Source organism: Bradyrhizobium sp. LMG 9283, from assembly GCF_045571415.1.
GTDB lineage: Bacteria > Pseudomonadota > Alphaproteobacteria > Rhizobiales > Xanthobacteraceae > Bradyrhizobium.
In genome coordinates this window covers 6,326,930-6,352,462 of record NZ_CP120691.1, presented here as the reverse complement: position 1 = coordinate 6,352,462, position 25,533 = coordinate 6,326,930, and the positions used below count along the sequence as shown (strand labels likewise).

Annotated in this window: 23 protein-coding genes and 1 pseudogene; 9 read left to right on the top strand and 15 right to left on the bottom strand. The window is 63.9% G+C overall.

Features of this window, described 5'->3' with window-relative positions:
* Positions 1–29 precede the first annotated feature (29 nt).
* The 3 genes from P6U29_RS29875 to P6U29_RS29865 all read right to left on the bottom strand — a co-directional run bounded on the left by P6U29_RS29875 (position 30) and on the right by P6U29_RS29865 (position 3,427).
* A complete protein-coding gene (locus P6U29_RS29875) occupies positions 30–1,223 on the bottom strand; it encodes a M20/M25/M40 family metallo-hydrolase (protein WP_407113945.1) in 1,194 nt (397 codons plus the stop codon).
* Positions 1,224–1,256: 33 nt separating this feature from the next.
* Complete coding sequence (locus P6U29_RS29870) at positions 1,257–2,501, bottom strand: MFS transporter (protein ID WP_407113944.1); 1,245 nt, start codon at positions 2,499–2,501, stop codon at positions 1,257–1,259.
* A gap of 122 nt (positions 2,502–2,623) precedes the next feature.
* Positions 2,624–3,427, bottom strand: a complete 804-nt coding sequence (locus P6U29_RS29865; protein WP_407113943.1) for a helix-turn-helix transcriptional regulator — start codon at positions 3,425–3,427, stop codon at positions 2,624–2,626.
* A gap of 97 nt (positions 3,428–3,524) precedes the next feature.
* On the opposite strand from P6U29_RS29865, the gene P6U29_RS29860 reads away from it, so the two are divergent.
* Positions 3,525–4,094 carry a pyridoxamine 5'-phosphate oxidase family protein gene (locus P6U29_RS29860; protein WP_407113942.1) on the top strand — a complete coding sequence of 190 codons (570 nt, stop codon included), beginning with the start codon at positions 3,525–3,527 and terminating at the stop codon, positions 4,092–4,094.
* Positions 4,095–4,168: 74 nt separating this feature from the next.
* Here the strand turns inward: P6U29_RS29860 and P6U29_RS29855 are convergent, their stop codons facing one another.
* Positions 4,169–4,294, bottom strand: coding sequence for a hypothetical protein (locus P6U29_RS29855; protein ID WP_407113941.1), 126 nt, complete (start codon positions 4,292–4,294; stop codon positions 4,169–4,171).
* 196 nt (positions 4,295–4,490) lie between these two features.
* Here P6U29_RS29855 and P6U29_RS29850 point away from each other — a divergent pair, with 196 nt between their 5' ends.
* Complete coding sequence (locus P6U29_RS29850) at positions 4,491–5,720, top strand: efflux RND transporter periplasmic adaptor subunit (RefSeq protein WP_407113940.1); 1,230 nt, start codon at positions 4,491–4,493, stop codon at positions 5,718–5,720.
* Position 5,721: 1 nt separating this feature from the next.
* Positions 5,722–8,904 carry an efflux RND transporter permease subunit gene (locus P6U29_RS29845; RefSeq protein WP_407113939.1) on the top strand — a complete coding sequence of 1,061 codons (3,183 nt, stop codon included), beginning with the start codon at positions 5,722–5,724 and terminating at the stop codon, positions 8,902–8,904.
* Positions 8,905–9,112: 208 nt separating this feature from the next.
* On the opposite strand, the gene P6U29_RS29840 is transcribed toward P6U29_RS29845, so the two are convergent.
* From P6U29_RS29840 to P6U29_RS29830, 3 genes and pseudogenes are all read right to left on the bottom strand, one after another.
* Positions 9,113–10,243, bottom strand: coding sequence for a PepSY-associated TM helix domain-containing protein (locus P6U29_RS29840; RefSeq protein ID WP_407113938.1), 1,131 nt, complete (start codon positions 10,241–10,243; stop codon positions 9,113–9,115).
* A 21-nt stretch (positions 10,244–10,264) separates the two neighbouring features.
* Positions 10,265–11,275 (bottom strand): TonB-dependent siderophore receptor, encoded by a 1,011-nt coding sequence (locus P6U29_RS29835; protein WP_407113937.1) that lies wholly within the window; start codon positions 11,273–11,275, stop codon positions 10,265–10,267.
* A 688-nt stretch (positions 11,276–11,963) separates the two neighbouring features.
* Positions 11,964–12,548: pseudogene (locus P6U29_RS29830) on the bottom strand (TonB-dependent receptor plug domain-containing protein); the annotation flags it as partial.
* 141 nt (positions 12,549–12,689) lie between these two features.
* On the opposite strand from P6U29_RS29830, the gene P6U29_RS29825 reads away from it, so the two are divergent.
* Positions 12,690–13,370 carry a TetR/AcrR family transcriptional regulator gene (locus P6U29_RS29825; protein WP_407113936.1) on the top strand — a complete coding sequence of 227 codons (681 nt, stop codon included), beginning with the start codon at positions 12,690–12,692 and terminating at the stop codon, positions 13,368–13,370.
* Between the two features lie 83 nt (positions 13,371–13,453).
* Here P6U29_RS29825 and P6U29_RS29820 read toward each other — a convergent pair whose 3' ends face one another.
* Both P6U29_RS29820 and P6U29_RS29815 read right to left on the bottom strand, forming a co-directional pair.
* Positions 13,454–13,690: an HGGxSTG domain-containing protein gene (locus tag P6U29_RS29820; RefSeq protein ID WP_407119452.1), complete on the bottom strand. Its 237-nt coding sequence runs from the start codon at positions 13,688–13,690 to the stop codon at positions 13,454–13,456.
* Between the two features lie 29 nt (positions 13,691–13,719).
* On the bottom strand, positions 13,720–14,322 hold the full coding sequence (locus P6U29_RS29815; protein WP_407113935.1) for a hypothetical protein: 603 nt from the start codon (positions 14,320–14,322) through the stop codon (positions 13,720–13,722).
* A gap of 231 nt (positions 14,323–14,553) precedes the next feature.
* Between P6U29_RS29815 and P6U29_RS29810 the strand changes: the two genes are divergently transcribed.
* The 3 genes from P6U29_RS29810 to P6U29_RS29800 all read left to right on the top strand — a co-directional run bounded on the left by P6U29_RS29810 (position 14,554) and on the right by P6U29_RS29800 (position 17,436).
* Positions 14,554–15,483, top strand: a complete 930-nt coding sequence (locus P6U29_RS29810) for a transposase (RefSeq protein WP_407113934.1) — start codon at positions 14,554–14,556, stop codon at positions 15,481–15,483.
* Positions 15,431–16,210 (top strand): transposase, encoded by a 780-nt coding sequence (locus tag P6U29_RS29805; protein WP_407113933.1) that lies wholly within the window; start codon positions 15,431–15,433, stop codon positions 16,208–16,210. Before P6U29_RS29810 ends, P6U29_RS29805 begins: the two co-directional genes overlap by 53 nt.
* Positions 16,211–16,452: 242 nt before the next feature.
* A complete protein-coding gene (locus tag P6U29_RS29800; RefSeq protein ID WP_407113932.1) occupies positions 16,453–17,436 on the top strand; it encodes a Bug family tripartite tricarboxylate transporter substrate binding protein in 984 nt (327 codons plus the stop codon).
* 28 nt (positions 17,437–17,464) lie between these two features.
* Here the strand turns inward: P6U29_RS29800 and P6U29_RS29795 are convergent, their stop codons facing one another.
* Complete coding sequence (locus tag P6U29_RS29795) at positions 17,465–17,926, bottom strand: NUDIX domain-containing protein (RefSeq protein WP_407113931.1); 462 nt, start codon at positions 17,924–17,926, stop codon at positions 17,465–17,467.
* Between the two features lie 111 nt (positions 17,927–18,037).
* On the opposite strand from P6U29_RS29795, the gene P6U29_RS29790 reads away from it, so the two are divergent.
* Entirely contained in the window at positions 18,038–19,093 is a 1,056-nt protein-coding gene (locus tag P6U29_RS29790) for a DUF1236 domain-containing protein (protein ID WP_407113930.1), read from the top strand.
* A gap of 44 nt (positions 19,094–19,137) precedes the next feature.
* Here P6U29_RS29790 and P6U29_RS29785 read toward each other — a convergent pair whose 3' ends face one another.
* The 4 genes from P6U29_RS29785 to P6U29_RS29770 form a co-directional block, all read right to left on the bottom strand.
* Positions 19,138–20,100, bottom strand: coding sequence for a lytic transglycosylase domain-containing protein (locus tag P6U29_RS29785; RefSeq protein ID WP_407113929.1), 963 nt, complete (start codon positions 20,098–20,100; stop codon positions 19,138–19,140).
* Positions 20,101–20,314: 214 nt separating this feature from the next.
* A complete protein-coding gene (locus P6U29_RS29780; RefSeq protein WP_407113928.1) occupies positions 20,315–20,590 on the bottom strand; it encodes a hypothetical protein in 276 nt (91 codons plus the stop codon).
* A gap of 77 nt (positions 20,591–20,667) precedes the next feature.
* Complete coding sequence (locus P6U29_RS29775) at positions 20,668–21,525, bottom strand: VOC family protein (RefSeq protein WP_407113927.1); 858 nt, start codon at positions 21,523–21,525, stop codon at positions 20,668–20,670.
* 144 nt (positions 21,526–21,669) lie between these two features.
* Positions 21,670–22,860 carry a urate hydroxylase PuuD gene (locus tag P6U29_RS29770; RefSeq protein WP_407113926.1) on the bottom strand — a complete coding sequence of 397 codons (1,191 nt, stop codon included), beginning with the start codon at positions 22,858–22,860 and terminating at the stop codon, positions 21,670–21,672.
* Between the two features lie 258 nt (positions 22,861–23,118).
* On the opposite strand from P6U29_RS29770, the gene P6U29_RS29765 reads away from it, so the two are divergent.
* Entirely contained in the window at positions 23,119–24,432 is a 1,314-nt protein-coding gene (locus P6U29_RS29765) for a PQQ-dependent sugar dehydrogenase (RefSeq protein WP_407119451.1), read from the top strand.
* Positions 24,433–24,596: 164 nt separating this feature from the next.
* On the opposite strand, the gene P6U29_RS29760 is transcribed toward P6U29_RS29765, so the two are convergent.
* Positions 24,597–25,397 carry an SDR family NAD(P)-dependent oxidoreductase gene (locus tag P6U29_RS29760; RefSeq protein WP_407113925.1) on the bottom strand — a complete coding sequence of 267 codons (801 nt, stop codon included), beginning with the start codon at positions 25,395–25,397 and terminating at the stop codon, positions 24,597–24,599.
* Positions 25,398–25,533 lie beyond the last annotated feature (136 nt).

The following is a 25,533-nucleotide window of genomic DNA, read 5'->3' as shown; positions in this document are numbered from 1 at the left end:
CCCGGCAAGCGCGCATCGCGCAAGGCTACTCACCGCATCGTCGCGAGTTGCAGTGCCAGCGCACAGGCGCGGTCGTATTCGTCGAGATTGATCCATTCGTCGACCGTATGCGCCTCGTTCTGGCCCGCACCGAAAGTCACGGTCGGAATACCGTGACGGACCATCCAGTTGGCATCGAGACCGCCATTGGCGGCGCGCACGTTTGGGGTTCCGCCCACTGCAGAGACCGCCTCGATCGCGCGTTTGACCACGGGGAGGCTCTCTTTCATGCGGAACGGATAATAGTCGGTCTCGGCCTTGAACTTGATTTTGCCGGACTTGCCTTGCGCGTTGATCACCTTCTTCGCCGCCTTCTCGAACGCGGCCTTGTAGGCCTTGGTGATCTCCTTGAAGAACTTTCCGTCATGGCTGCGGCATTCGCCGCGCACATGGACGTAGTCGGTGACGACGTTGGTAGCATCGCCCGCGGGGCGGCCCTCGCCGCCGGTGACCGGGCCGACATTGCTGGTGCCTTGCTTCTTGCCCTTCACCACCTTGCCGAACCAGCCGCCTTTCTTCACATCCGCAAGCGCGAGCGCCATGATCATGGTCGCGGAGATGCCGCGCTCCGGCGCGACGCCGGCATGCGAGGCGCGGCCGAAGATCTCGACGGTCCAGCGATCTGCGCCGACCGCGCCGATCACGACATTGGAGGCCGAGCCGCCGTCATAATTGAAGGCCATCACCGGCGCGCCGAGCTCCTCCAGCTTGACATGGCGCGCGCCGTAGAGCCCGCTCTCCTCGCGCACGCAGAACAGCAGCGTGATCGGCGGATGATCGAGCTTCTGCTTTTCGAGCTCGGCGGCCAGCGTCACCAGCACGCCGCAGCCGCAGCGATTGTCGCCGCCGAGGGCGGTTTTGGCCTCGTTGACGATCTTGCGCCCGGATTTCTTCGGCTTGGCACCGGCACACAGCGGCACGGTGTCCATGTGGGTCATGAACATGATACGCGGCTGGTTGTGCAGCGCGCCGCGGCCGGGCAGGTCGACCATCAGGTTGCCGGTCTCGGTCGGCACCGGAATGCGCGTGTTGGCATCGTCGAGCCGGATCGCCTTCGCCGGCACGCCCGCTTCCTTCAGCGCGGCGGCAATCTCACGCCCGATCGCCGCCTCCTGTCCGGTCACGCCCTCGACCGAGAGAAAGCGCATGAGACGATCGGTGGCGGCTTTGGTGTCGACGGGCATGAATGATTCCTTTGGCGGGCGGGGCGCGTCATCCTATGAGCTCGGCGAGGTGTAAGCCAAGAAGATCAGCACACCGAGCGCCAGCATGGCAGCCATGAACAGCAGCACCGCCGGCAGTCCTGCGAGCGCCGCCACCGCACCGGTGACCGACTGCATCAAGGCCGCGCCGAGGAAGAAGGCGAGATTGATGGCCGCGAGCGCTTTGCCCGCGGTTTGTGCGTCGACCAGCTGCCGCGACATGCCGAACAGCAGCGGCTGGGCGGAGGTCGCAAGGCCAATCAGCACGAACAGCACCAGATCGAATTGCGGCGGCATCACGGGCACGCCGAACAGCGTGGAGACCGCGTAATGCGGTGCGCCCAACGCCATCAACGCCAGCAGCACCGCCCCGGCGAGATGCGAGCCCGCCACCAGCGCGCGGCGGCGGCCGAGCCTGCGGTCGATCATGCCGATGCACAGCGGGCCTGCGATCATCGCCAGTGTGAACGCGCCGAGCTGGTTGCCGGCTTCGACCCGCGACAAGCCCTTGACCTGCATCAGCCACGGCCCGCCCCACAGGCCGCGCAGCACCAGCGAGGTTGCCAGCGACACCAGCGCCAGCGCGATCAGGCCGCGCAAGGGGCGGGAGAGGCCGAGCCTGAGCACCTCGATCATCTGCGCCAGCGGCGAGGATTCGTCCTTGTGCTCGGCCGGCTGGTTCGGCACCAGCGCAAACACCGCGAGCGCCACCACGACGCCGCCGATTGCGGAAATCCAGAACCCCGCGCGCCAGCCCCAATTGTCGACCACGAAGGCGAGCGGGCTCGCCGACAGCAGCATGCCGATATTGCCGATCGAGAGGATCGCGCCCGACCACAGCCCGAAGCGGCCCGGCGACAATTGCTTGGCCGCCAGCGTCATCGGGCACATCAGCATGCCCGAGGTGGCAATGCCCAGCAGCAGCTGCCCGACGGCAAAGCTTTCCGGTCCCGTCGCAAACCCGGATGCCACCGCGCCGAACACGGTCCCGGCGAGCAGGCTCAGCGACACCGGCCGCACGCCGAACCGGTCCATCGCCGCGCCGACCGGGATCTGCGCCGCCGCAAAGGCGAAATGATAGATCGACGTGAGGCTCGCCAGCGCCTGCGGCTCGATGTGGAAATCCGCCGCCATCAGGTCGAGGCTCACGGCCGGAATGGTGCGCAGCAAGGTCGAGAGCATGTGGCCGCAGGCGAGCGCGAGCAGCGCAAAGATCAGCGCGCGGGTGGCGATGCCCGCGTGGTTGGCGGCCGTGGTCATGAGCGTTCCGTCCGAGGAGTCTTGTGCGGGGTTACATGATCGAGGGGGCGGGTGGCAACCTCAGCAGGCCCAGAGCTGCGATGCGGAGGCGTGAAGGCGCAGTCACAGCCTGAACGACGCGCTCATCGATGGCGCGCGGTGGGTGCAGACAGAAGCATCGTCAGTCGATAGTCGGGCCAGCCCGCGAGAGACAGCGACACCTGCTGATAGTGCAGCAGTCCCATGGTCGGATGATTGAACGCGCGTTCGCCCCCTTCGCGGGCCAAAACCCCCTGTGTCTCCCAGCAGCGCGCGAAGTCGGAGCTTCCAATTCTCAGTTCATCCACGAGCCGGCGGATATCCGGATCGTCGGAATAGCCTGTCACCGCGGCGCGGAACTCTGCGACGACGCGATGCGCACGGGACGTCCAGTCGAGGATGAGGGCTCGCGCCTCGGGCCTGAGGAAGATGTAGCGCAGGAGGTTCTTTTCGCCGTCTGTATCGAGCCATCCCGCAAACAGCCGGGACGCTTTCGCATTCCAGCGACGCGCACTCCATGCGCGGTCGAGGATGTAGGCGGGACCATTGATCGCGTCGACGCAGGCGAGCACCCGATCGGGTGGATCGTCCCTGCTGCCCGGCCGCTCGGGATCGCGCTTGCCCGCAACCTCGAACAGATAGCTGCGCTCGGCGCGTGACAGGCGCAATCCGCGGGCGAGGCGCGCCAGTGTCGCGGCGGAGACGGACACGTCGCGCCCCTGCTCGATCCAGGTGTACCAGGTGACGCTCACTCCGCACAGCTGAGCGACCTCCTCGCGCCGGAGGCCGGGGGTGCGCCGGCGTGGTCCGGCGGCGAGACCGAATTCCACCGGAGACTGGCGCTGGCGGAGCGCTCGCAGGAATGTGCTGAGCGAAAGAGCCGGGGCGATCGCGGCATGTCGTTTCATGGTGGTATTTATACCAGCATAATATGTGTGCTTAAACGGGCGTCTCTGGCGGGCTAGTCCTACCTCGACTTCGTCGCTGCGCAAAGGACGGACGGGCATGGGCAAGCAATTCGCTGGGATCGAACCGGAGCACGCGGCTTTCATCGAGCGGCAGAAGATCTTCTTCGTCGCCAGTGCGCCGCCGAAGGGGCGCATCAACGTTTCTCCCAAGGGCCTGTCATCATTCCGGGTGCTCGGAGAGAATGACGTCGCCTATCTCGATTGCACCGGCAGCGGCACCGAGACCCGCGCGCACCTGATCGCCTCGCACGACAAGCGGTTGACCATCATGTTTTGCGCCTTCGAGGGCCCTCCGATGATCCTGCGGCTCTATGGCCAGGGTCGATCGCTCATGCGCGGCACGCCGGAATATGCCGATCTCGTTCCGAAGTTCGAGGAAGTTGCAGGCGCCCGCCAGATCGTACGTCTCTCGGTTGACCTCGTGCAGACGTCGTGCGGCATGGGCGTGCCGCTGTTCGACTACAAGCAGGAGCGTGGCAGCCTCGTGCGCTACTGGACGGCGCAGGGCATCAACAACTTACGAAAATACTGGGGCCTGAAGAACATGAAGAGCATCGACGGCCTGCCGACCGAGTTTGCCCCTGACAGCATGGCTCCGCCAGTCTGACGGAGCAGGATTGCGTACCATAGCGCCCGGACTTAGCGGCGACAGCAGCCTGGCGGGAAATGCGCCTATCGAGCTCAGTCCGACTTCATCTCGACCAACCGCTTCTGGGTCTCGCGCAGCAACAGCATGAGCACCGCGATCATGCTGACGAGAGGATTCTTGTGAAGGTCGGGCTTTGCGCTGGCGAGCTCGCAAATCAAGCACGATCAATTCCGAGCGCACGGATCTTGTTGGCGAAGACATCAACGGAGATGCGTACTCGCGTTTTCGCAGCGAGCAAACATGACGGTTTGTACAGAATGTCGCACGCAATCGTTATTTTGAGGCCGAGATTTTGTCCGCGATACTTTCCGTTCAAAGCTGCAGGTACATGTGAAAGCGGGCACGAAGAGTTAGATGGCGATCAATCTGACAAGGCGACCGAAGCTCAGCGCTGCGCTGTTTGGAATCCTTGCACTAGCCGTGGCGGCCTTTGGCTTGTGGTATGAGCTCCTCGGGAGCGTCAAGCCCGTCGAAGCGGCTGCCCAAAGCGCTTCCAGTCAGGCTCCTGTCAGGATTCCCGTGACCTCGTTCGAGGTGAAGAGGGCCGACTTTCCCGTGCACGTCTACGGTCTTGGAGTCGTCTCCCCGTTCAAGACGGTAACGGTCAGGAGCCGCGTCGACGGTCAGATCACGAAGGTATTCTTCAAGCAGGGGCAGATGGTGAAGGAGGGCGATCCGCTTCTTCAGATCGATCAGCGTCCCTTTACCGCGGCCCTGGAGCAGGCGGTAGCGAAGAAGGCACAGGACGAGGCCAGCCTGAAGAACGATCAGTTGAACCTGCAGCGCTACCAGACGCTTGCGAAACAGCAGTTCGAGACCCAGCAAAATCTCGACACCCAGCAGGCGCTGGTCGATCAGATGACCGCGCAGGTGAAGGGTGATCAGGCCGCCATCGACAACGCACAGACCAATCTCGGTTACACCTCGATCAAGGCGCCGATCAGCGGACGAATGGGCTTCCGGCTGGTCGATCCCGGCAACATCGTGCATGCCGCCGATACGACGGGCATCGTCACCATCGCCCAGCTGCAGCCGATTGCCGTGCAGTTCACGGAACCGGAGGAGCAATTGCAGGCCATCGCCAAAGCCTTCGAAGCGGGCGAGGTGCCCGTCGAGGCGCTGTCCTCGGACGGAGCGCGGACACTGTCGCACGGCAGGCTCGCGATCATGGACAATTCGGTGAACCAGGCGACCGGGACGATCGGTCTGAAAGCGCGTTTCGACAACAAGGACAACGCGCTGTGGCCCGGCCTGTCCGTCAACACGCGGATGCTGGTCGATACGCTGAGGCAGGCCATCGTCGTGCCGCAGGACGGCGTGCAGCACGGGCCGTCCGGCCTGTTCGCGTATGTGATCGGCGACAATGGCAAGGTCAGCATCAGGCCGATCAAGGTCAGTGAGAGCGGCGATGCGAATGCCGTGGTCTCCGAAGGCTTGAACGTCGGCGACAGGATCGTGGTGGCCGGGCAGTCGCGCTTGTTCGAAGGCGCCCTGGTCGACGAAAAGCCGCTGGTCGCTGCGGCCGCGCCGATGACGGATGTGGGCGCCACCGCCGCTCAAGCCAGGGCCGGATCGGCTGACTGACATGGCTGGCGGCATCTCGGCTCCCTTCATTCGCCTGCCCATCGCGACGTCGCTGCTGATGGTCGGCATTCTCTTCGTCGGGATCATCGCCTATCCGCAATTGCCGGTGGCGCCGCTGCCGGAGGTGGACTTCCCCACCATCCAGGTCTCCGCCAGTCTTCCCGGCGCGGATCCCGAGACCATGGCGTCCTCGGTTGCGCAACCGCTCGAATCGCAGTTCGCGCTGATCCCCGGCGTCTCGGAGATGACGTCATCGAGCCAGACCAGTTCGACCCAGATCGTTCTGCAATTCGATCTTTCGCGCAACATCGATGGGGCGGGGTCCGACGTGCTCGCCGCCATCAATGCCGCGAGCGGCCAATTGCCCAAGACAATGCCGAGCACCCCGACCTACAGAAAGGTCAATCCGGCGGACTCGCCCATTCTCCTGCTTGGCGCCACGTCGAAGACGCTGCCGATGACCCAGGTATCGGACGAAGCCTACACCAAGCTCGCGCAGGCGATCAGCCATATCGGCGGCGTCGGCCAGGTCAGTGTCGGCGGGCAGCAGGCGCCGTCGATCCGTGTCCAGATCGATCCCGCCAAGCTGGTCGCCAAAGGCTTGTCGCTGGAAGACGTCCGGACCCCGCTGTCGGTGATATCAGTCAACAACCCCAAGGGGACCCTCAACGGAGACACGCGCACATACACCATCTATGCCAATGACCAGTTCACCAAGGCCGAGGCGTGGAACGACATCGTCATTGCCTATCGCAACGGCAGCCCCGTCCGCGTCGGCGACATCGGCCATGCCGTCAGTGCGCCGCTGGACAATACCCAGTACGGCTGGGCCGACGGCAAGCCCGGCGTCTTTCTGGTCATCTTCAAGCAGCCTGGCGCCAACGTCATCGATACCGTCGACAATGTCATGAAGCAGCTGCCGCACCTGGAGGCGGGCATTTCGCCCGCTATCGACATCAAGGTGTTGTCGGACCGCACGCAGACCATCCGGGCGGCCGTGAAGGACGTGCAGTTCACTCTGCTCCTGACGATCGGCCTCGTCGTGATGGTGATCTTCGTTTTCCTTCGCAGCATGTGGGCCACCATCATTCCGTCGATCACGGTGCCGCTCGCGCTGCTGGGCGCCTGCGCGTTGATGTGGATGGCCGGCTACAGCCTCGACAATCTGTCGCTGATGGCCCTCACCATCGCCGTCGGCTTCGTGGTGGACGATGCCATCGTGATGCTCGAGAACATCACCCGGTACATCGAGGAAGGCGAGACGCCGATGGCGGCCGCGGTCAAGGGCGCGGGCGAGATCGGGTTCACGATCATCTCGATCTCGGTCTCGCTGATCGCCGTCCTGATTCCATTGCTGCTGATGAGCGGCATCATCGGCCGCCTGTTCCGGGAATTTTCGGTGACGCTCGCGATGACGATCGTCGTGTCGGCCCTGGTGTCGTTGACGTTGACGCCGATGATGGCATCACGCTTCCTCAAGTCGCACGACGAGGAGCATCACGGCAGGCTCTATATGCTCAGCGAGCGGATGTTCCAGGGCCTCGTGAACGGCTATGAACGCGGCCTCGACCTCGTGCTGCGTTTCCGCTTCGCCACCTTGATGGTGTTCCTCGCGACGATAGCACTGACGATCTATCTGTTCGTGATCATTCCCAAGGGCTTCTTTCCGCAGCAGGATACCGGGCTGATTACTGGAATCGTCGAAACGTCGCAGGACGTGTCGATCGCGGACATGGCGAGGCACATGCAGGAAGTCGGTGCGATCGTGCTGAAGGACCCGGCGATCGACCACATGGCCATGCGCATGGGCGGCAGCGGCAATACGCTCAACGACGGCAATATGTATATTACGTTGAAGCCGCGCGATGAGCGTACGGCGTCGGCGGACCAGGTCATCCGCCGTCTGCAGGTGCAAACGGCGAAGATTCAGGGCGCGCGTCTCTATCTTCAGTCGGCGCAGGACGTTCGCGTCGGCGGCCGGGCCTCCCGCACGCAATATCAGTTCACCTTGCAGTCGACCGACATGGATCAGCTCAACACATGGGCCCCCAGGCTGCTCGACAAGATGAAGCAGATGCCCGAATTGCGCGACGTCGCTTCGGACCAGCAGACGTCGGGCACTACGCTGACGCTGTCGATCGACCGCAATCAGGCCGCACGTTTCGGGCTGACCCCCGACATCATCGACGCGACGCTGTATGATGCGTTCGGGCAGCGCGAAATCGCGACCTATTCGACCCAGTTGTCCACCTATTATGTCGTCCTCGAGGTGCTGCCCTCGCTGCAGAAAAATCCGTCGACGCTGGAGCAGATCTATCTGCGCTCTCCGACGACGGGCGGTGAGGTGCCGCTATCGGCGTTCGCGAAATGGACCACGGCGCCGGTTCGGCCCCTGGCCATCAATCATCAGGGCCAGTTTCCTGCGGTGACGATCTCCTTCAACCTCGCTCCCAATGTCGCGCTCGGCCAGGCGACGCAGGCGATCGACGCGATGGAAAGGCAGATGAACGTGCCGGCCGCGATCACCTCCACGTTCCAGGGAACGGCGAAGGCGTTCCAGGAGTCTCTCTCCTCGGTGCCTCTGCTGATCGTGGCGGCGCTGGTCGTGGTGTATCTCATCCTCGGCGTGCTCTATGAGAGCTACATTCACCCTCTGACGATCCTGTCGACCCTGCCGTCAGCCGGTGTCGGCGCTCTGGCGACACTCCTCATTTTCCACTTCGACTTCAGCCTGATCGGGCTGATCGCACTGGTGCTGCTGATCGGCATCGTCAAGAAGAACGGCATCATGCTGGTCGACTTTGCGATCGTGGCGGAGCGGGATCAGGGCATGTCACCGGTCGAGGCCATTCGCCGGGCATGCCTGCTGCGCTTCCGTCCGATTCTGATGACCACGATGGCGGCCGTGCTGGGAGGCGTGCCGCTGATGCTGGGCCACGGCACCGGCTCGGAGCTCCGCCAACCGCTCGGCTACGCCATGGTTGGTGGTCTCTTGGTCAGCCAGGTCCTGACGCTTTTCACCACGCCGGTGGTTTATCTTTATCTCGACCGCGTCTCGCGATGGATCAGTCCGGAACGACGCGCGGAAGCAGATCGTCAGGAAGAGGCCGTTGTCGACGACGACGATCCGGACGTTGTAGACGAGCTGGCCCCGAAGAAGTCCAGAGTCCTCGCAGCGCAGTGACGGTGCGGGCGGTCGTAACGTCAGGGCCCCGGGCGCGGTGGCATCAGACCTCGAGCGAGAAAATAGAAGCTGCAGGCGCACGGCACAGTCAGCGTCGCCCATGAGAGCGCCCACCAGATCCCGCCTTCGCCGGTCAACGCAGCGAGCAAACCGAACAGCGTCACGATCGCTAGCAAGGCCGGAACCGTCCAGAGCCTTCGGCGTGACGTCATCGGACGAGCTCCGCCGGAGCCGTTCTCGTGCCGGCCGGGACTGTGCTGCCCGCGCGCCATCTGGCGAGCCAGAGATACAATCCGCTGATCAGGATGATGATGGTGACGATATCGAACGCCGCCCAGATGATTTTCAGCGGCAGGCCGCCGTAATCGCCGAAATGCAGCGGCTGCGAGACGAACAAGGCCGTCGCGTACCAGGGCATGTCACGCACCGCGACGACCTCTCCGCTCGCGGCATCGATGATGGCAGGCTTGAGGATGCGGCTCGTCAGCGGCGTATGGCCCGTCAGGAAGGCTGCGTAGTGACTGGGCGTGGAAAACGGGCTGCCCGGAAAGGCGAGGGTCGTCACCGTCATTCCCGGCACCGCCGCGCGAACCTTGGCCAGAACGAGATCGACCGACGCGCGCCGATCTCCGTGCGCCTTTCCCTGACTCTGTGCCGCCATGTCCATCAGCTGGTTCGACTGCCACATCAGCTCGATCGGCGCGGCCAAGGTGTTGATCACGCCCGTCAGCGAGACGATGCCGAACCAGGCCAGCGTGATGATGCCGAGCAGGTTGTGCAGGTCGAGCCAGCGCAGCCGGTTGCTGTGCTGCCTGCGCACTTCGCCGAACCCGAGGCGTCTTGCGAATGGGCCGTATAGCACCATGCCGGAGACGATCGCGACGACCAGCAATAGTCCCATGCCGCCGAGGAACAGCGTGCCCTTGATGCCGGCGAACAGATCGGCATGAAGCCGCAGCATCACGTAGATGAAGCCTTCATTGGGCTGGCCAACCGTGAGCGCCTTGCCAGTTCTGATGTCGAACACCTTGTAAAAAAAAGTGTCAGGCGCAGATGTCATGCTGGCAGCCGTCGGGATCTTCACGATCGGCTTTTCGCGGTCATAGAACAGATAAGGCACGATCTCGCCCGGCCGCTCGGCAAGCGCCTGGGCGATCATGGCATCGACGGAGGCGCGGGCGCCGGGATCGGCGACCTGCTCGAGCGTAGGATTCGGCCCCAGCTCCTCATGGAAGATGAGCGGAAGGCCGGTGAGACACAGCAGCAGCGCAAAGATCGTGCAGATCAGGCTGCTCCATTTGTGAATCCAGGACCACCACCGCAGCCGTCTTGCTGTCATGGCCGGTACAACGTCATGTGATCACCATCTGTAGCGCAGGCCCGCGAGCACCAGCCGGCCGTTTCCGAACTGGCAGTAGATGTTCGAGCTGCAGCTCGTGTAGTAGCTCTTGTCGAAGAGGTTGGTGACGTTGAGCGTGACCTCCGCGCCCTTCCAGGCCCGCACGAGATTGGAAAGATCGTATCGCACGGCGGCGTCGACCACGACGTATCCCGGCGACACCAGGCTGTTGATGTCGTCGCCATAGCTGGAACCGACCGAGCGCACGCCGCCGCCGATGGTCAGGCCGGCAAGGCCGCCGGTGAGAAAGCTGTAATTGGCCCAGAGCGATTCGAAATGCGTCGGCACGGCTTGCGGACGCTTGCCGACCGCGGTGAGATCGGTCGATTTCGTCACCTTCGTATCGAGGAAGGTCGAGGCCGCGATGATCTCGATGTTCTCCGTCAGCTTGCCGCGCGCCTCCAACTCGACACCGCGCGAGCGGATCTCGCCCTGCTGAGCGCTGAAGCCCGGGACGGCGGACGGGGTGAGCGTGTTCTGCTGGCGCAGGTCGAATACGGCCGCCGTGAACAGCACGTCGGCAAAGGCGGGCTTGTACTTCAGACCGCCTTCAAACTGCTCCCCCGTCGTGGGAACGAAGGGCAGGCCGTTGCTTCCAACGCCGATGGTCGGCTCGAACGAGGTCGAATAGCTGACATAGGGCGCGAGTCCGGAGTCGAAGAGATAGAGCAGGCCGGCGCGATAGGTCTGTTTGTCGCTCTCCTGCGACTGCCTCGTCGCGGTGATCCGGTTGTCGTTGGTCTGCCCGGTCCAATCGTGTCTCGTACCGAGGGTCAGGCGGAAGCCGCCGAACTTCATCTGGTCCTGGACGTAGATGCCGGTCTGCGTCAGCGACTGGCCATTGTTGATGAACGGGAACAGGGTTCCCACGGGTTGATAATAGACAGGATTGACGACATCCAGCGCTGTCGCTCCGCCGAATTGATAGAGCCATGAGCTGCGCGTGTTTTGCTGGTCCCAGCCGGCAAGCACGGTGTGTTCGACCGCGGACGTTCTGAAGTCGAAGCGCAGGCGGTTGTCGGCGGCGATCCCTTCGGCATTCTCGATCGATCTGATCGCCGCGCGGGGGGATGGTCCCGGCCGCGGTCAGCGGGCCCGCCATCTGGAGCGACTGGAAGTCGGTGTCGACTTTCGAGTAGCGCAGCGCCGAGTGGAAGCTCACGACCTCGTTGAGGCGGCGGTCGAACACATAGCCGATGCCCGATTGCTCGCGGTCGAAACGGTCGAACCCGGGGTCTCCAATGTTCAGATTGCGATTGAGATAAGGCCGGTATGCTGCCGACGCCAGCGATTGCGGATAGAGCGAGTTGAAATAGCCGCCCTTCGGATCGCGCTGATAGAAGCCCGAAACCGTCAGCTGCGTATCGGCATCCGGGCGCCACGTGATCGCCGGCGCTACGCCGAAGCGCTGCTCCTCCACGTCGTCATAGCGCGTACCCGACATCCGGCCGATCGCGCTGATGCTGTAGAGCCATTGATGCGCAGCGTCCAGCGCACCCTGGCTGGTGATCCCGCCCTGGATGCGGCCGTAACTGCCGCCCTCGATGCGCGCTTCGTTGTAGGGAATGTCGCTCGGCTGGCGACTGACCAGGTTGACGAGGCCCCCGGGGCTGATCTGTCCGTACAGCACGGCCGAGGGACCCTTGATGACCTCGATGCGGTCGAGCAGGAACGCGTCGATCGACGTCACCGCGAAAGCCTGGCCGCGCGGCAGCTTCAATCCATCAAGGAAGCTGACGAAGTTGGTCGAGGTGCCGAAGCCGCCGATCCCGCGCAGGAACACGCTGTCATAGCGCGTGGTCGCGTCGCGTTCGGAGAGAACGCCTGCCATGTATTGCAAGGCATTGCCGACGGTCTGCGGGTTCTGCGTATCGATCTGACGGCGGGTTACCGTGGTGACCGATTGCGGTGTCTCCAGCACCGGCGTGGACGTCTTCGTCGCCGTCGACTGGCTGGTGGCAAGCACCTGGTCCCGCGTGTCCTGCCGGGTTGTCGCCGAACCCGTCGCGCCCGGAAGAGCCGGCGCCGGTGTGCTGGAATTCCCCGCCCCGGCGTTGCGCCGCGTGGCGCTCTGCGGACGCTGAGATGTCACGTTGCGCGCCGCCCGTTGCGCTTGCGGTGCGTCCACCGTGACCGGCGGCAGCTGGGAGCCTTGTGCAAAGGCCGGCACGTCCAGTGCCAGGAAAGTCGTAGAACTAAGCAAAAGTGCAGCGCCTCGCAGGGTCCGCTGCGATCCCCCGGTCATTCCCATTTCAAAACCCCACCCAAAATCTGCAAGACCGGCTTAAAACAAAACGGGACGGAGCTGTCCAGTTATGCGGTTGGCGCTTTCGCTTATTTAGAACTATTAAAAGTCCAGACCGATTCTGGGACCGCAGGGGAAGGCATGAAGACGGCATTGAAGACCGGCAAACACGCCAAGAGGCTTAGCGGCGAAGGGCGCGGCGGACGGCCGACCAAGGAAGAAGCGCGGGCGATCGAGGAGCGGATCCTTGCCGTTGCCGCAGAATTGTTCGCCCGCGATGGCTATGCCGCGACCTCGATGGAGCGCGTCGTGTCGGAATGCGGGGCGGGCAAGGACACCATCTACCGGAGATATCCGTCGAAACGCGTGATTTTCGCCGCGGTGCTCGAGCGAAGCCGCCAACGGATCATGGGACGATTAGCTGATCTTCAGGTAAGGCAATCCGGTCAAAACAGCCTTGCGCAGCTCAAGGAGCTGGCAAGCCTGCTGCTCGACCTCAATCTCGATCCGGAACTGGTGGCCTTCAAGCGCATCGCCGCGAGCGAAAGCCTCGTGACCGCCGGAAGCCACGCCCAGCCTGAGCCCGATGCCATCATGTCGCTCCTGCGGACGTCGGTCACGAAAGCTCAGGCCGATCAGCGCATCGTGTCGGGTGACGTCAATTTCCTGACCGACTTTCTCATCAACAGCATCATCGTCGGTCCCACGACGCTTGCGATGTTCGGCTACAAGCCGCTCGCCTCGGCCAGGGAGCGGAAGCTGTATTTCGAAAAGGCATGGAAGCTCTTTCTTGGCGGCGCTGCCGGACGGCGGGACGGGTGAGGGCTGCCGTGTTGCCGTGCCGGTCGTGGCAGGCCGACCTGCGGATGCGCTGTCGCGACCGCAGGAAGACGCGGCTCGGGAGATCAGGTCATCTCCTTCAGCAGCTTGTGCGCCTCATCCAGCAGGGAATCGATCTGTTTTCGCTCTTGGATCGCATCCCTGGTGAACAACCCGTGCTTCTGTGCATTCCGGTTTCCTCCCGGCGCTCCCGATCGTCTTGCTCCACCGTGCATGCGACATCGCTCCTTGCCCTTCGTGGCCGGTGCGCGGCAGGTACTGCCGTCGCGGGTCCTCGCGCCGCAGCGAAGGCTTGACTGCATCGGAGCCGTGTTGCGGGCGTGGTCGCCGGTCATCGGCTCGCCGCTTGCACAACGTCCGAGCTCGCTTCCGCAACGAGTACGCTCGCATGCTGCGTGAGATTGCCCACGATCGCCCGTCCTCCGTCCTGCACCGACAGGTTTTGCACCGTGATCGCGCGCTCGTCGCTGTTGCGGTGGCGGTTCAACGCTTCGACCTGAACGGCGAAGGTGCGGGAGAGCCGGGTCAGTGCGCGGGTGACACCCTCCTGCTGCGCAAGATCGTCCGTGCAGGCGAGGCGGCAGGCGCAGCGCATGGCCGCCACATGGACGGAGACCATCTGGGAGACCAGCATGGCCTCGATCGAATCCTTCGGCGCGATGCTCTTGATCGTCGAGATCATGAAGGCGAGGTTGGCCTCATCGGGCTTCTGCCCGATTGCGCTGGCCTTGACCAATTGCCTCAGCATGCCATGCAGCGCGTCGCGATCGGCGGCGCCGAGCGCCTCGGCCAGCAGTTGCTCGCCGGCTTGCGGGTCGGGATGGCTGATCGCGATGCGCCGCTTGTAGAGTTTTATGCGCGGGCTCGCGAGAGGGCCGCTGCGATCGTTTGCCGCAAGCGGCGATGTGATGTGGCGTTCGAGAACCGTCGTCATGTGCTGTGTCCTTTGCTGACGCAGGCGCGCGCGAGCGACCGTTCGCTGCTGCGCGCGAATGCGAATTTCGGGATGTCGATGAAGGGTTTAGGCGCAACCGCATCGGGACGGCCGCGGTCGGGGAGGCCGGGACGCTCACGACTGCTGCGATGATGCCATCATGCCACTGTTTTGCCCGACGAGACTGAGCAAGAACTCGGCATTTTGGTGAGTTGATGTACGATTCTGTTCATGACGAATCGCACATTCAAGACCGGCGAGAGCCGCGACCAGGCCAGCCTGCTTCCTGCTCGGATTGAGGACTATGTCGGACCGGACAACCCCGTCCGGGCGATTGAGAGCTTCGTTCGTGTCCTCGACCTTGCCAAGCTCGGCTTTCGCCATGCGGATCGCAAGGCTGAAGAGGTCGGCCAGCCGCCATACGATCCAGCCGATCTGCTGAAGCTCTACCTTTACGGCTACATCAACCAAATCAGGTCGTCGCGTCGGTTGGAGCGGGAGGCCGGCCGCAATCTGGAACTGATCTGGCTGCTGAGGAATCTGAAGCCGGGTTATCGGACGATCGGCAATTTCCGCAAAGAGAACTGGGCGGCGCTGAAGGCAGCCAACCGCAGCTTCGTGCTGCTGATGCGCGAGCTTGGTCTTGTCGGCGGCAGCGTTGTTGCAATTGACGGCTCGTTCTTCCATGGCGACGCCAGCAAGGCCAGCATCTTTACGCGCAAACGGCTTGCCGATCAGATCATCAAGCTGGACCAAGAGATCGAGGCTTACGGCAAGTGCCTTGAGGACAATGATGCCGCGGAAGCCAAGAAGCCGGGCAAGGATGGCCCCGATGGCGGCGGCGGAGGTGGCGGCGACATCGGTGCGAAGATCGCGGCGCTGCTGGCGAAGCGCTTGCGCGCACAAGGCGACCTTGCTCGGCTGGAAGAGAATGGCGCGACGCAGCTATCCCTGACTGATCCGGATGCCCGGCTTCTGGTCAAGAGCGGCCAGGGCGTCGCAGGCTACAATGTGCAGACCGCCGTCGATGACAAGCACAAGCTCATTGTCGCCAGCGAGGTGGTGAACGACAGCAGCGATGTCGGCCGGCCAGCTACATGCGATGGCCATGGCGGCAAAAGAGGCTCTCGAGGTCGGGGCCCTGCAGGCGCTGGCAGATGAGGGCTATTACAGCAGTCGCGAACTGAAGGCCTGTGAAGACGATGGCATCACGCCCTATGTGCCGGTGCCGGAGGGCAACGCCCGGCTCGAGAAGCAAGGCCGCTTTGCCCTCAAGGACTTCAACTATGATGGCGCAACCGACACCTACCGTTGTCCTGCCGGCCAACCGCTACATCCGATGAAGAGCAGGCAAAAGAACACCAGCGGCCGCATCGAGATCCGCTATGCGGCGCGCGGAGCGATCTGCAGGACCTGCCCGCTCAAGGTCCAGTGTCTCTCGTCGAACGCGGCCTACCGGACGATCGGTCGCTGGGAGCATGAAGGCGTTCTTGAACGTCATCGCGCGCGGATGCAGGGTGCAGGCGAGCTGATGCGCCGTCGTTTTGCCATCGTCGAGCATCCGTTTGGCACGCTCAAATGCCGCGCCGGCTATCGTCATTTCCTGGTCCGCGGCTTCGATAAGGTCCGCGGTGAGTGGAACCTGATGGCGCTCTGCTACAACTTTACCCGCGTGCTCAACATTCTTGGCTTAGACGTGTTTCTGGCCGCCCTCGCAAAGACGCTCGCTCCTGGCCGAGGCACCCTCGCAGCCCTCCTGCAGGGCATCCAGCTTGCTCCAGAGGCCTTCTGGATCAATCACCCGCCTCCGATCGCAATCGGTCGCCCACACCGGCCTGACTCCGCCAAAACCAGTAATTCTTGCTCAGTCTCGACGAGTCAAAATTGATTTTCATAAATCCGAAAAAAGTCGTTTCCCTCGCGCAAGTCCTTGTTCTGACAGGGCCCGTATACTGTGCATGGGGTTGTTTTCGCATTTTTTGTTTGCAAGCGGGGCGCACCTGCCGTGCGGCGGAATGCGGGCGCCCCAACGCGATTGCGAAATCCGGCACGGCCGCTAATCATGATATTCGAATGCGTTGCACCCACAAGCATGCACAAGCGGCCTCAAGAGGTCTGGGGAGAGAACGAATGCAACGAGCGGCCCGCCTGCTGGCAGTCATCACCGGACTATCCATCGCCGTTCTGGCGACGGAGGCCGTGGCGCAGAAATACCCGTCGCGACCAGTCAAGATCATGGTCGGCTTCAGCGCGGGCGGCCCGGTCGATGTCGTCGCGCGCATCATCGGCGGTCGCCTCGGCAACAAGCTCGGGCAGCCCTTCGTGGTTGAGAACCGCGCCGGCGCCAATGGTATGATCGCCGCCGAAGGCGTCGCGCGTGCGGATGCGGACGGCTACTCCATGCTCGCCTGCAACTCGTCGACGATCACGCTCAACAAGACGCTGTTCAAGGAGATCCGCTACGATCCGGAAAAGGACTTCGCGCCGCTCACCACGGTCGTGTCGGCGCCGCTCGTCCTCGTCGTCAATCCCGAGAACCCCAAGACGGCGAATATCAAATCGGTGGCCGATCTCGTCGCTGCGGCAAAGGCCGCGCCGGGCGCACTTCCCTACGGCTCCGGTGGCAACGGCAACCTCGCTCATCTGGCGATGGAGCTGCTCAGCCAGAAGGCCGGCATCAAGCTGATCCACGTGCCCTATCGCGGCGGCTCGGCCGCCGAGGTCGGCATTCTCGCGCAGGAGGTGCTGGCGGTGTTCGATCCGCTCTCGGCCGCGCCGCTGGTCAAGGCCGGCAAGCTGCGCGCGCTGGCAGTGTCGTCGGCCGAGCGGCTGCCGGCGCTGCCGGATGTGCCCACCGTCGCGGAAGCCGGCTATCCCGGCTTCGACATCTCGTTCTGGGTCGGCTTCTTCATGCCGAAAGCGACGCCCGCACCGATCCTGGAGATGCTGCACCGGGAGATCGTCGCCGCTGCCAAGGATCCGGCAGTCGAGGAGAAGCTCGGCTCGCAGGGTGTCATGTCCGTGCTCAGCCAGACCGACTATTCCGCGAAAATCGCGAAGGAGACTAAGGAGCTTGCCGAGGTCGTCGCGGCAGCGAATATCAAGGCGGAGTAGGGCGCGGTCGGCGAGCAGAGCGACGCGTCTATTCGCCGCCAGTCAGTTGCTCCAGCCGATCGAGCAGCGGACGTTGTCCGGCGTTGATCTTTTCCCGCGCCGCTTCCAGCGTGAACCATTGCGCGCGGTCGACCTCCGGAAAGGCCTGCCGCTTGCCGCTGCGCGGCGGCCATTCCATCTCAAACGTGTTGCTGCGAATGCTGCGCACGTCGATGTCCAGCTCGGCCGCGAAGGCGGTGACGAGCTTGCCGCCGCGCTGCCTGACCTCGCCAAGCGCGATCAGCGGCACGGACAGCTGAAGTCCGAGCTCCTCGGCAAACTCCCGTCGCGCGGCAATCTCTGCGTCTTCTCCGTCCGCGTACTCGCCCTTCGGGATCGACCATGCGCCGAGATCCTTGTTGCGCCAGAACGGCCCTCCGGGATGGACGAGGAGAACCTCGACATTCCGGCGCTTCCGATAGGCGATGATCCCGGCACTCTTCGATGGCATTGCGGGTTCCGTGCAGGCCTGGGCGGCAGCCTTTTGGCTCGGGAAAACTGGAACAGAGCGTCCTAGCGCAGGTTAGTAGCCAACGTTCATTTTGATAAAACGGAGCAAATCATGATCCGCCTGCTGGCAACCACCGCCTTAGGGCTGGTGCTGGCGAATGCCGCTTTTGCGCAATCGCCGAGCACGAACACGACGTCTCAGCAGACGCCGCAATCCCAGTCAAATTCCACCGCGCCATCCACCGCCTCACCGCCAGGCGCGGCCGATAGGCAGCAGACCACGTCGCAACCGCAGCAATCATCGACGTCGGGAACGTCGGCCCAGAATACGCAGCCCAACCCACCGGCGTCCGGCTCAGGCACCTCCAATGCCGCTGGCAACCAGCCTGCGACGCAGCAGAGCGCCAACCCGCCACCTGCGAACACGAACCAGGCGCAGGATCGGTCCAATCCGCCGCCGACCACCAGCAATCAGGCCCAGCAGGCGCCCGCTGCATCTGGATCCAACCAGGCCCAGCAAGCGCCGAGCGCGCCAACCGGCAATCAGGCGCAGGGCGAGCGTTCGGGCACCAGTTCACAGGCGGCCGCCCAGACCGACGTCAACCTCAACAAGCAGCAGGAAACCAAGATCAGCACCTCGATCTCGCGCCTGAACGTGCGACCGCTAACCAACATCAATTTCTCGCTGAATGTCGGCACGGTCGTGCCGCGCGATGTGCATCTCTCGACATTACCGCCCGACGTGGTCGAGATCGTGCCGCAATATCGTGGCTACAGCTTTGCGCTGGTGAAGGATCAGATCGTCGTGGTCGATCCGGCGACCTACAAGATCGTAACGGTGCTGCCGTATTCGGGGCAGTCCACGGCAACAACGACGACCACGCGCGAGCGCAGCGCCAGCAAGTTCTCGGACCGCGATCGCGAGGCGATCCGCAAGCATGCGAAGACTCGCACCGAAGGACGGGGCGAGGCGCGGACCACCGGCAGCACCGCGCGCACGGAGATCCATATCGGTGACCGCATCCCGGACACCGTCGAGGTCGAGGAATTCCCGAGCACGGTCTATCGGGAGGCGCCTGACCTGCGCGAGTATCGCTACATCCACCGCGACACCCGGACCTATGTCATCGAGCCCCGCGAACGTCGCGTGATCGAGGAGATCGACTAGGCCCATCGGAAGCCGCTCCATCGAGCGGCTTCTCAATCTTCGTATCAGATCGCGGAGCGTTCTCGAGCGGCGAAGCGAACGGCGCGCGCCTTCGCGCTCTTTCCGGACGCGCGTGCCGCGATCATGCTGCGTGCCTTGCCGTGGGCCGTGGCATTCTTCCGCAGCAGGGTCGCGAACCGCTTGCGCGCACGGTTCGCCGCCAGGCGCGCGGCGAGCTGCTCGGCCTTGCGAATGATGGTCGTGACTGAAGGCGTCAGGTTCACCGGAACAAGGGCGACGTCCTTTGTCTTCGAGAGGCTGCCGATGCCTTCACAGGGTGCTTCGCGCGGCAGGTCGATCCTGATCGCGAGCGCCTCCGAGCGTTCGATCCAGTCTTCTGCTTTGGTGCCGGTGATGATGCGGACATAGTCGCGCGTTTCGCGCGGCAGCTCGCTCTCCCTGGCAAGCCATTTCTGGATGCGGCCGGGACCAGCATTATAGGCCGCCGCCGCAAGGCCGAGATTGCCGAAATCGTCGCGCAGCTTGCGCAGAAGTTTCGCCGATGCCGGCAGCGCCTTCATGGGATCGAAGGGATCGTCGAGCCCGACCTCGGCGGCCGTTTCCGGCATGAATTGCGCGACGCCTTGGGCGCCAGCATGGCTGACCTCGTTGGAACGAAAGCGGCTCTCCTGCCAGAGCAGGCGCGCGAAGAAGGGCACCGGAATGCCGCTGGCCTCGGCGGCTTCACGAAGTGCGTGACAGAATTGGTCGGTTGGCGAAGCCGGGGCCTGCACGACAGGCTCGATCGTACGCGCCGGCTCGATCGTTCCCTGGTAAGCCGCGCGCGCATTCGCGAGCTCGATGGCCTGCACGCTCGCGAGGAAGAGCTCCACCAGTGGAACCAGCGAGGGGGCGTGATCAGCCTTTGGAGTGGAGTTGTCGAAGCTTGATGCCTGCCGGGAGGGCGATGAGCCGACGTCACACATCAGAAGCAGGAACGCAGCGCAAGCCGCGACGAGAAATCGCATCTCGGTCAGAGCCCTCGAACTGTGGGGGAACGGGCAGCGCGTCGCGCCGGTGACAAGGACTTCTTAACCGCAATTGCGGCGAAGCTGCGATTCCGAAAGGCGCCCGGTGTTAGTACGGTGTTCCCGCCGCAGGACCTGCGCGGTCGACCGCGGATCTACTGGAACCGCAGGGGCATGCAGCGATGTGAGAGGTGTTGCTGTGGCCGGTCGGCGCTTACGCCTTGGGGAAATCCTTGCGCATCGCGATCTCGGCGGCATCGCCTGGCGACAGCACGGCCTGATCGAAGGCGGCCTGCGGCTTCGTCATGATATCGTAGAGCGAGATGCCCTTGATCGGCTTGCCCATGAGTTCGCGGACGCATTCGGCGAGCGTGCCGTTGTAGACCAGATAAGGCGGACCCCGATCCTTCTGCCTCTCGCCTTTCAGCGACGGCCATTTCTTCAGCTCGGCCGGAGCGTCATAGGCGATCGGCGATCCCTCTTTGAACATGCGTCTGGCCCCGGCGACTTGGATGGCGGGAAAGCCTACAGCCGCCGGGTAAACACGCGTTAAAGAATTAGCTCAAATCAGCCGGCAACGAAGGCGAGCAGGGTGCCGTTGGCCTTGGCCGGCGGCACGCAGATCGCAGCTCCGCTCCGCACGGCTGCCGAACCCAACGCTTTTTCGGTCGCCGCGAGATCGGCGCTGACCAGCACCAGCGCGGCGCCGCCGCGCTCGGAGAGTCCGGCGAGCGGCACGCCGGGATAGCGCTTGGCGAGCTGGTCCAGCGTCAGATAGACGAAATCGGCGCGCTCGCCGCCCGAGGGCACCGTGACCGCGCCGTCGGCGTCGGTCGTCGGCTCGCGGTCGATGAGCCGGCCGAGATGCGCGGCTTCCTTCGCCGGATCAGGCGTTGCGATCAGCGTCTGTTTGATCCGCCTAGCTGCGTTGGCGTGCCTCATCAATTCCGGAATCCAAACGGTCTCGCGGGTCTTGTGCTCGCACGCGAAGATGCGAACGCCGCCCGGTGCTTCTGCGGTCGGCCACATGAAGGTGCGGAATTTTGCCGCCGAGACCGTGCCATCAGGCAACGTCACCGGCCGCTCGAAATCGGTCGGGCCGATCGGCTCCAGGCCCCGTGCACGGATCTCCTCGGCGCCGGCGGCGGTATCGACTGCGGTGAAGGCGATACGCTCGATGCCTTCGCCGCGCTTGTCGAGGAAGGCGCGCGCCGGGGCATTGAGCTCGGTCGCAGCGAGCACGCCGAGCAGCTCCATATAGTCGGGGTCGAACATGATGGTGTAGTTGCCCGTGCCCATATGGACGCTGTGGGTGCCACGCGGGGACACGGTGAAGCCGAGTTGCCGATAATTCTCGGCGGCCTTGTCGAGGTCCTTCACCATGACCACGGCGTGGTCGATACCGATGACGTTCTTGAGGGCCACTGTTCTTTCCCCGATTGCAAACTGACTCTGGGCCGCGCCGGCGGCTGCCGGTCATGTCTACGCCGGATACGGGGCTGAGTCATTTTCAATTCAGCGACGGATGCGGAATTTCATTCCGCGCAAGGCATCCTCGTGCGACGCACGTCAGTGCGCCTGCTCGATATAGGCGGCGAGGATAGCGCGCTCCTCGCTGGTCATTTCGGTGATGTTGCCCGGCGGCATGGCATTCGACCAGGCGGCCACACGCCCGATCAGGCGGATGTTGCGATGGATGTGCTCGGGCGCATCGAGCAGGATGCCTTTCGGGGCCGTCACGATGCCGGCCCAGACCGGCTCGGCCGCGTGACACATGCTGCAGCGAGACATCACGATCTCCTCGAGATTGGCGAGCGTCGGCGGCGTCGACAATGCACCCGTCTTCACCTCGCGCGGACCGGCGGCGGATAGGAAAAGGATCGCGATCACGCCGACCGCCGTCACGCCCCAAACCCACCACGGCGATTTGCGCCCGGCATGGCGCTCGTTGAAGAAGTGGCGGATCACCGGCCCCAGCGCCAGGATGACCGCGACGATGATCCAGTTGAAGCGCGTGGCGTAGAGCAGGGGATAGTGGTTGCTGATCATCAGCACGACGACGGGAAGCGTCAGGTAATTGTTATGGACCGAGCGTTCCTTGCTGGCCTTGCCGAGCTTTGGATCGGGCGCCTGTCCTGCGATGAGGCTGGCTACGATCTTCTTCTGGTTCGGGATGATCAACGCGAAGACATTGGCGACCATGATGGTGCCGATGATCGCGCCGATCTGGTTGAAGGCGCCACGGCCGCTCAGCACATGAGTGAAGGCGTAAGTGAGCGCGACCAGGAACAGATAGCCGCCGATGGCAAAGGGCAGCTCGCGCTGCGCAAGCCCGGTGCGGCAGGCGGTTTCATAGAGCAGCCAGGCCAGAGCGAGGCTGCAGAAGCTGAACAGGCCGGCCTGGAATGGCGTGAGGTCGAGGATCGACTTGTCGACCAGGAACAGATCAGCCTCGAGATAATACACCACCACCATCAGCGCGAAGCCGGATAGCCAGGTGGTGTAGGCCTCCCATTTGAACCAGGTCAGCTCGTCCGGCATTTGGCTCGGGGCCACCAGGTATTTCATGATCCGGTAGAAGCCGCCGCCGTGGACCTGCCAGGCTTCGCCCTGCACGCCGTCAGGCAATTCGCTTCTGGGCCTGAGGCTGAGATCGAGGGCGATGAAGTAGAAGGAACTGCCGATCCAGGCGATCGCGGCCACCACGTGCAGCCAGCGCAGCAGCAGGCTCGCCCATTCTGATATGACGGATCCCCACATGATCTTCCCATCAGTCGCGATACGGTGCCGCAGCCTTGATGGCCGCAACCGGCCGTCGCCGCCCTTACAATGTGTCGCACCGATCAACTGCATTTTCCAGTATGATGGGCTGTGGCTGATGCACATCGTGCGGGCATGAGCTGACGTGGGATTCGGCAGGCGCCAGACCTGCTGCAGACCATTTGCGGGTGATCGGTGCTGACGGGGGTGCAAGGCGGGGAGGAAGACGATTTGAGCAACAGGACTTCGTTCGTGACGATGCTCGCAGCGCTGCTGGTCGCAGTTGCGCCCGCCGCGCTGGCCGAGCCGGTGCTGCAGGGCAAGGACGCCTATGGCGATTGGCGGGCCGACAAGCCCGGCACGGTCAGGCTGATCCGGCCGCAGGATCTGGTCCGGCCCGGCGCCACGCGGTCGGTTGCGACCTCGTCACGCGTGGTGCCGCGTCCGCCGGAGGCCACGCTCCAGGTGCCGGCCGGCTTCAAGATCGAGCTGTTCGCCGAAGGCCTGCGAGCACCGCGCATTGTGCGGGTTGCGCCGAATGGCGACGTCTTCGTCGCGGAGACGCGGGCGGGCACCATCCGCGTGCTTCGTGCTGGAGAGGGCGGCAAGGTCGCGACCAATGAGGTGTTTGCCAGCGGCCTGCGGCAACCGTTCGGGATCGCGTTCTTTCCGAACGGCGACAATCCGCAATGGGTCTATGTCGCCAACACCGACAGCGTCGTCCGCTTTCCCTACCAGGCCGGCGATCTCAAGCCGCGCGGCAAGGCGGAGACGATTGTCGCGAACCTGCCGCATGACGGCGGCCATTCCACCCGCGACATCGTCTTCACGCCCGACGACAAGCGCATGCTGGTCTCCGTCGGCTCGCTCAGCAATGTCGCCGAGGGCATGGGCACGCCGCCGGGCGGATTGGATGCGTGGTCCAAGACGCAGCCGCTTGGCGCGGCCTGGGCCAGCGAGACCGAGCGTGCCGCCGTGCTGGCTTTCAATCCCGACGGCAAGGAGCGGAAGATCTACGCCACCGGCCTCCGCAACTGCGTCGGCCTCGCAATCCAGCCGCAGACCGGCCTGCCCTGGTGCTCGACCAACGAGCGCGACGGCCTCGGCGACGATCTCGTGCCCGATTACGTCACCACCGTGAAGGAGGGCAGCTTCTACGGTTGGCCGTGGTTCTACATCGGCGGCAACGAGGACCCGCGCCATGCCGGCGCGCGGCCGGATCTCAAGGATAAGGTGACGGTGCCTGATGTGCTGATCCAACCGCACTCGGCTTCGCTCGGCATGACCTTCTATCAGGGCGCACAGTTTCCGTCCGAATATCAGGGCGATGCCTTCGCCGCCGAGCATGGCTCCTGGAACAGGTCGAAGCGCACCGGCTACAAGGTGATCCGCATCAAGATGAGGGACGGCAAGCCGACGGGCGAGTACGAGGATTTCGTCACGGGGTTCGTCGTGAGCGACACGGAGGTGTGGGGAAGGCCGGTTGGTGTCGCCGTGGCCAAGGATGGATCGCTGCTGATCTCGGAGGACGGTAACGGCACGATCTGGCGGGTGACGAGCATGCGGCAGTGACAGTGCACCCTCTCCCCTTGTGGGAGAGGGTGGCTCGCCGCGAAGCGGCGAGCCGGGTGAGAGGTCTCCCTCCTCACGAACGATTGTACGATTGGCGACAACCCCTCATCCGGCGCTTCGCGCCACCTTCTCCCACAAGGGGAGAAGGAAGCACACACTCTGTCTCACCCCCGTCTCACGCTCGCGCCGCCATCCACCGGCAGTGTCACGCCCGTGATGAAGTTCGCCTCGTCGGACGCCAGGAACAGTGCGGCGTTGGCGACGTCCCAGCCGGTGCCCATCTTCCTGCGCAGCGGCACCTTGCTGTCGCGTTCGGCTTCGACCTCGGCGCGGGTCTTGTGCCATTCGCGGGCGCGGGTATCGACAGCCATCGGCGTGTTCATCAGGCCAGGCAGGATGACGTTGGCGCGGATGCCGTATTCGGCGTTCTGGTAGGCCAGCTGTTCGGTGAAAGCGATCATCGCCGACTTCGTCGCCTTGTAGGCGACGTATGGGTAGGTCGTGATCGCGGCCATCGAGGAGATGTTGATGATGACGCCGCTCCTTTGCGCGCGCATGATCGGAATCACTTCCTTTGCGGCGAGAATGCAGCTCTTCAGATTAATGGCGACGACACGGTCGAACGCCTCCTCGGTCAGTTGCAGCAGCTCGGCATCGCCACCGGCGAGACTGACGCCGACATTGTTGTGCAGCACGTCGATCCCGCCCCAGCGCGATTGCGCGTCGGCCACCATCGCCTTGATGTCGGCAGCCTTGGTCACGTCGGCCTTGAAGGCTGTGGCGGTGCCCTGCGCCGCCGCGATCATCGCGACCGTTTCCTGCGCCGATTCCAGATGATGATCGACGCACAAGACCTTGGCCCCTTCGCGCGCGAAGGTGAGCGCGGTTGCGCGACCATTGCCCATGCCTTCGCCCGGGCTTTGCCCGGCGCCGACCACGATCGCAACCTTGTCCTTCAGGCGCATCTCGGTTCACTCCCTCATATTTCCGTGCAGATTAGCAAGCGTCCAGACCGCAGAGAAGGCGGCGCCTCCCGCGTTCATGTCATTGAGATCACATGGAATTGCATGTTGCGGCCCGGTCCGGCGCGCATGGCCGGCC

Bases quoted from the DNA above. Each gene is read 5' to 3' on its own strand.
- P6U29_RS29840 (WP_407113938.1), bottom strand. From the start codon at position 10,243: ATGACAGCAAGACGGCTGCGGTGGTGGTCCTGGATTCACAAATGGAGC.
- P6U29_RS29875 (WP_407113945.1), bottom strand. From the start codon at position 1,223: ATGCCCGTCGACACCAAAGCCGCCACCGATCGTCTCATGCGCTTTCTC.
- P6U29_RS29770 (WP_407113926.1), bottom strand. From the start codon at position 22,860: ATGTGGGGATCCGTCATATCAGAATGGGCGAGCCTGCTGCTGCGCTGG.
- P6U29_RS29810 (WP_407113934.1), top strand. From the start codon at position 14,554: ATGACGAATCGCACATTCAAGACCGGCGAGAGCCGCGACCAGGCCAGC.
- P6U29_RS29820 (WP_407119452.1), bottom strand. From the start codon at position 13,690: ATGCAGTCAAGCCTTCGCTGCGGCGCGAGGACCCGCGACGGCAGTACC.
- P6U29_RS29860 (WP_407113942.1), top strand. From the start codon at position 3,525: ATGGGCAAGCAATTCGCTGGGATCGAACCGGAGCACGCGGCTTTCATC.
- P6U29_RS29865 (WP_407113943.1), bottom strand. From the start codon at position 3,427: ATGAAACGACATGCCGCGATCGCCCCGGCTCTTTCGCTCAGCACATTC.
- P6U29_RS29815 (WP_407113935.1), bottom strand. From the start codon at position 14,322: ATGACGACGGTTCTCGAACGCCACATCACATCGCCGCTTGCGGCAAAC.
- P6U29_RS29870 (WP_407113944.1), bottom strand. From the start codon at position 2,501: ATGACCACGGCCGCCAACCACGCGGGCATCGCCACCCGCGCGCTGATC.
- P6U29_RS29800 (WP_407113932.1), top strand. From the start codon at position 16,453: ATGCAACGAGCGGCCCGCCTGCTGGCAGTCATCACCGGACTATCCATC.
- P6U29_RS29805 (WP_407113933.1), top strand. From the start codon at position 15,431: ATGGCGGCAAAAGAGGCTCTCGAGGTCGGGGCCCTGCAGGCGCTGGCA.
- P6U29_RS29785 (WP_407113929.1), bottom strand. From the start codon at position 20,100: ATGCGATTTCTCGTCGCGGCTTGCGCTGCGTTCCTGCTTCTGATGTGT.
- P6U29_RS29760 (WP_407113925.1), bottom strand. From the start codon at position 25,397: ATGCGCCTGAAGGACAAGGTTGCGATCGTGGTCGGCGCCGGGCAAAGC.
- P6U29_RS29765 (WP_407119451.1), top strand. From the start codon at position 23,119: ATGCTCGCAGCGCTGCTGGTCGCAGTTGCGCCCGCCGCGCTGGCCGAG.
- P6U29_RS29850 (WP_407113940.1), top strand. From the start codon at position 4,491: ATGGCGATCAATCTGACAAGGCGACCGAAGCTCAGCGCTGCGCTGTTT.
- P6U29_RS29795 (WP_407113931.1), bottom strand. From the start codon at position 17,926: ATGCCATCGAAGAGTGCCGGGATCATCGCCTATCGGAAGCGCCGGAAT.
- P6U29_RS29825 (WP_407113936.1), top strand. From the start codon at position 12,690: ATGAAGACGGCATTGAAGACCGGCAAACACGCCAAGAGGCTTAGCGGC.
- P6U29_RS29780 (WP_407113928.1), bottom strand. From the start codon at position 20,590: ATGTTCAAAGAGGGATCGCCGATCGCCTATGACGCTCCGGCCGAGCTG.
- P6U29_RS29845 (WP_407113939.1), top strand. From the start codon at position 5,722: ATGGCTGGCGGCATCTCGGCTCCCTTCATTCGCCTGCCCATCGCGACG.
- P6U29_RS29790 (WP_407113930.1), top strand. From the start codon at position 18,038: ATGATCCGCCTGCTGGCAACCACCGCCTTAGGGCTGGTGCTGGCGAAT.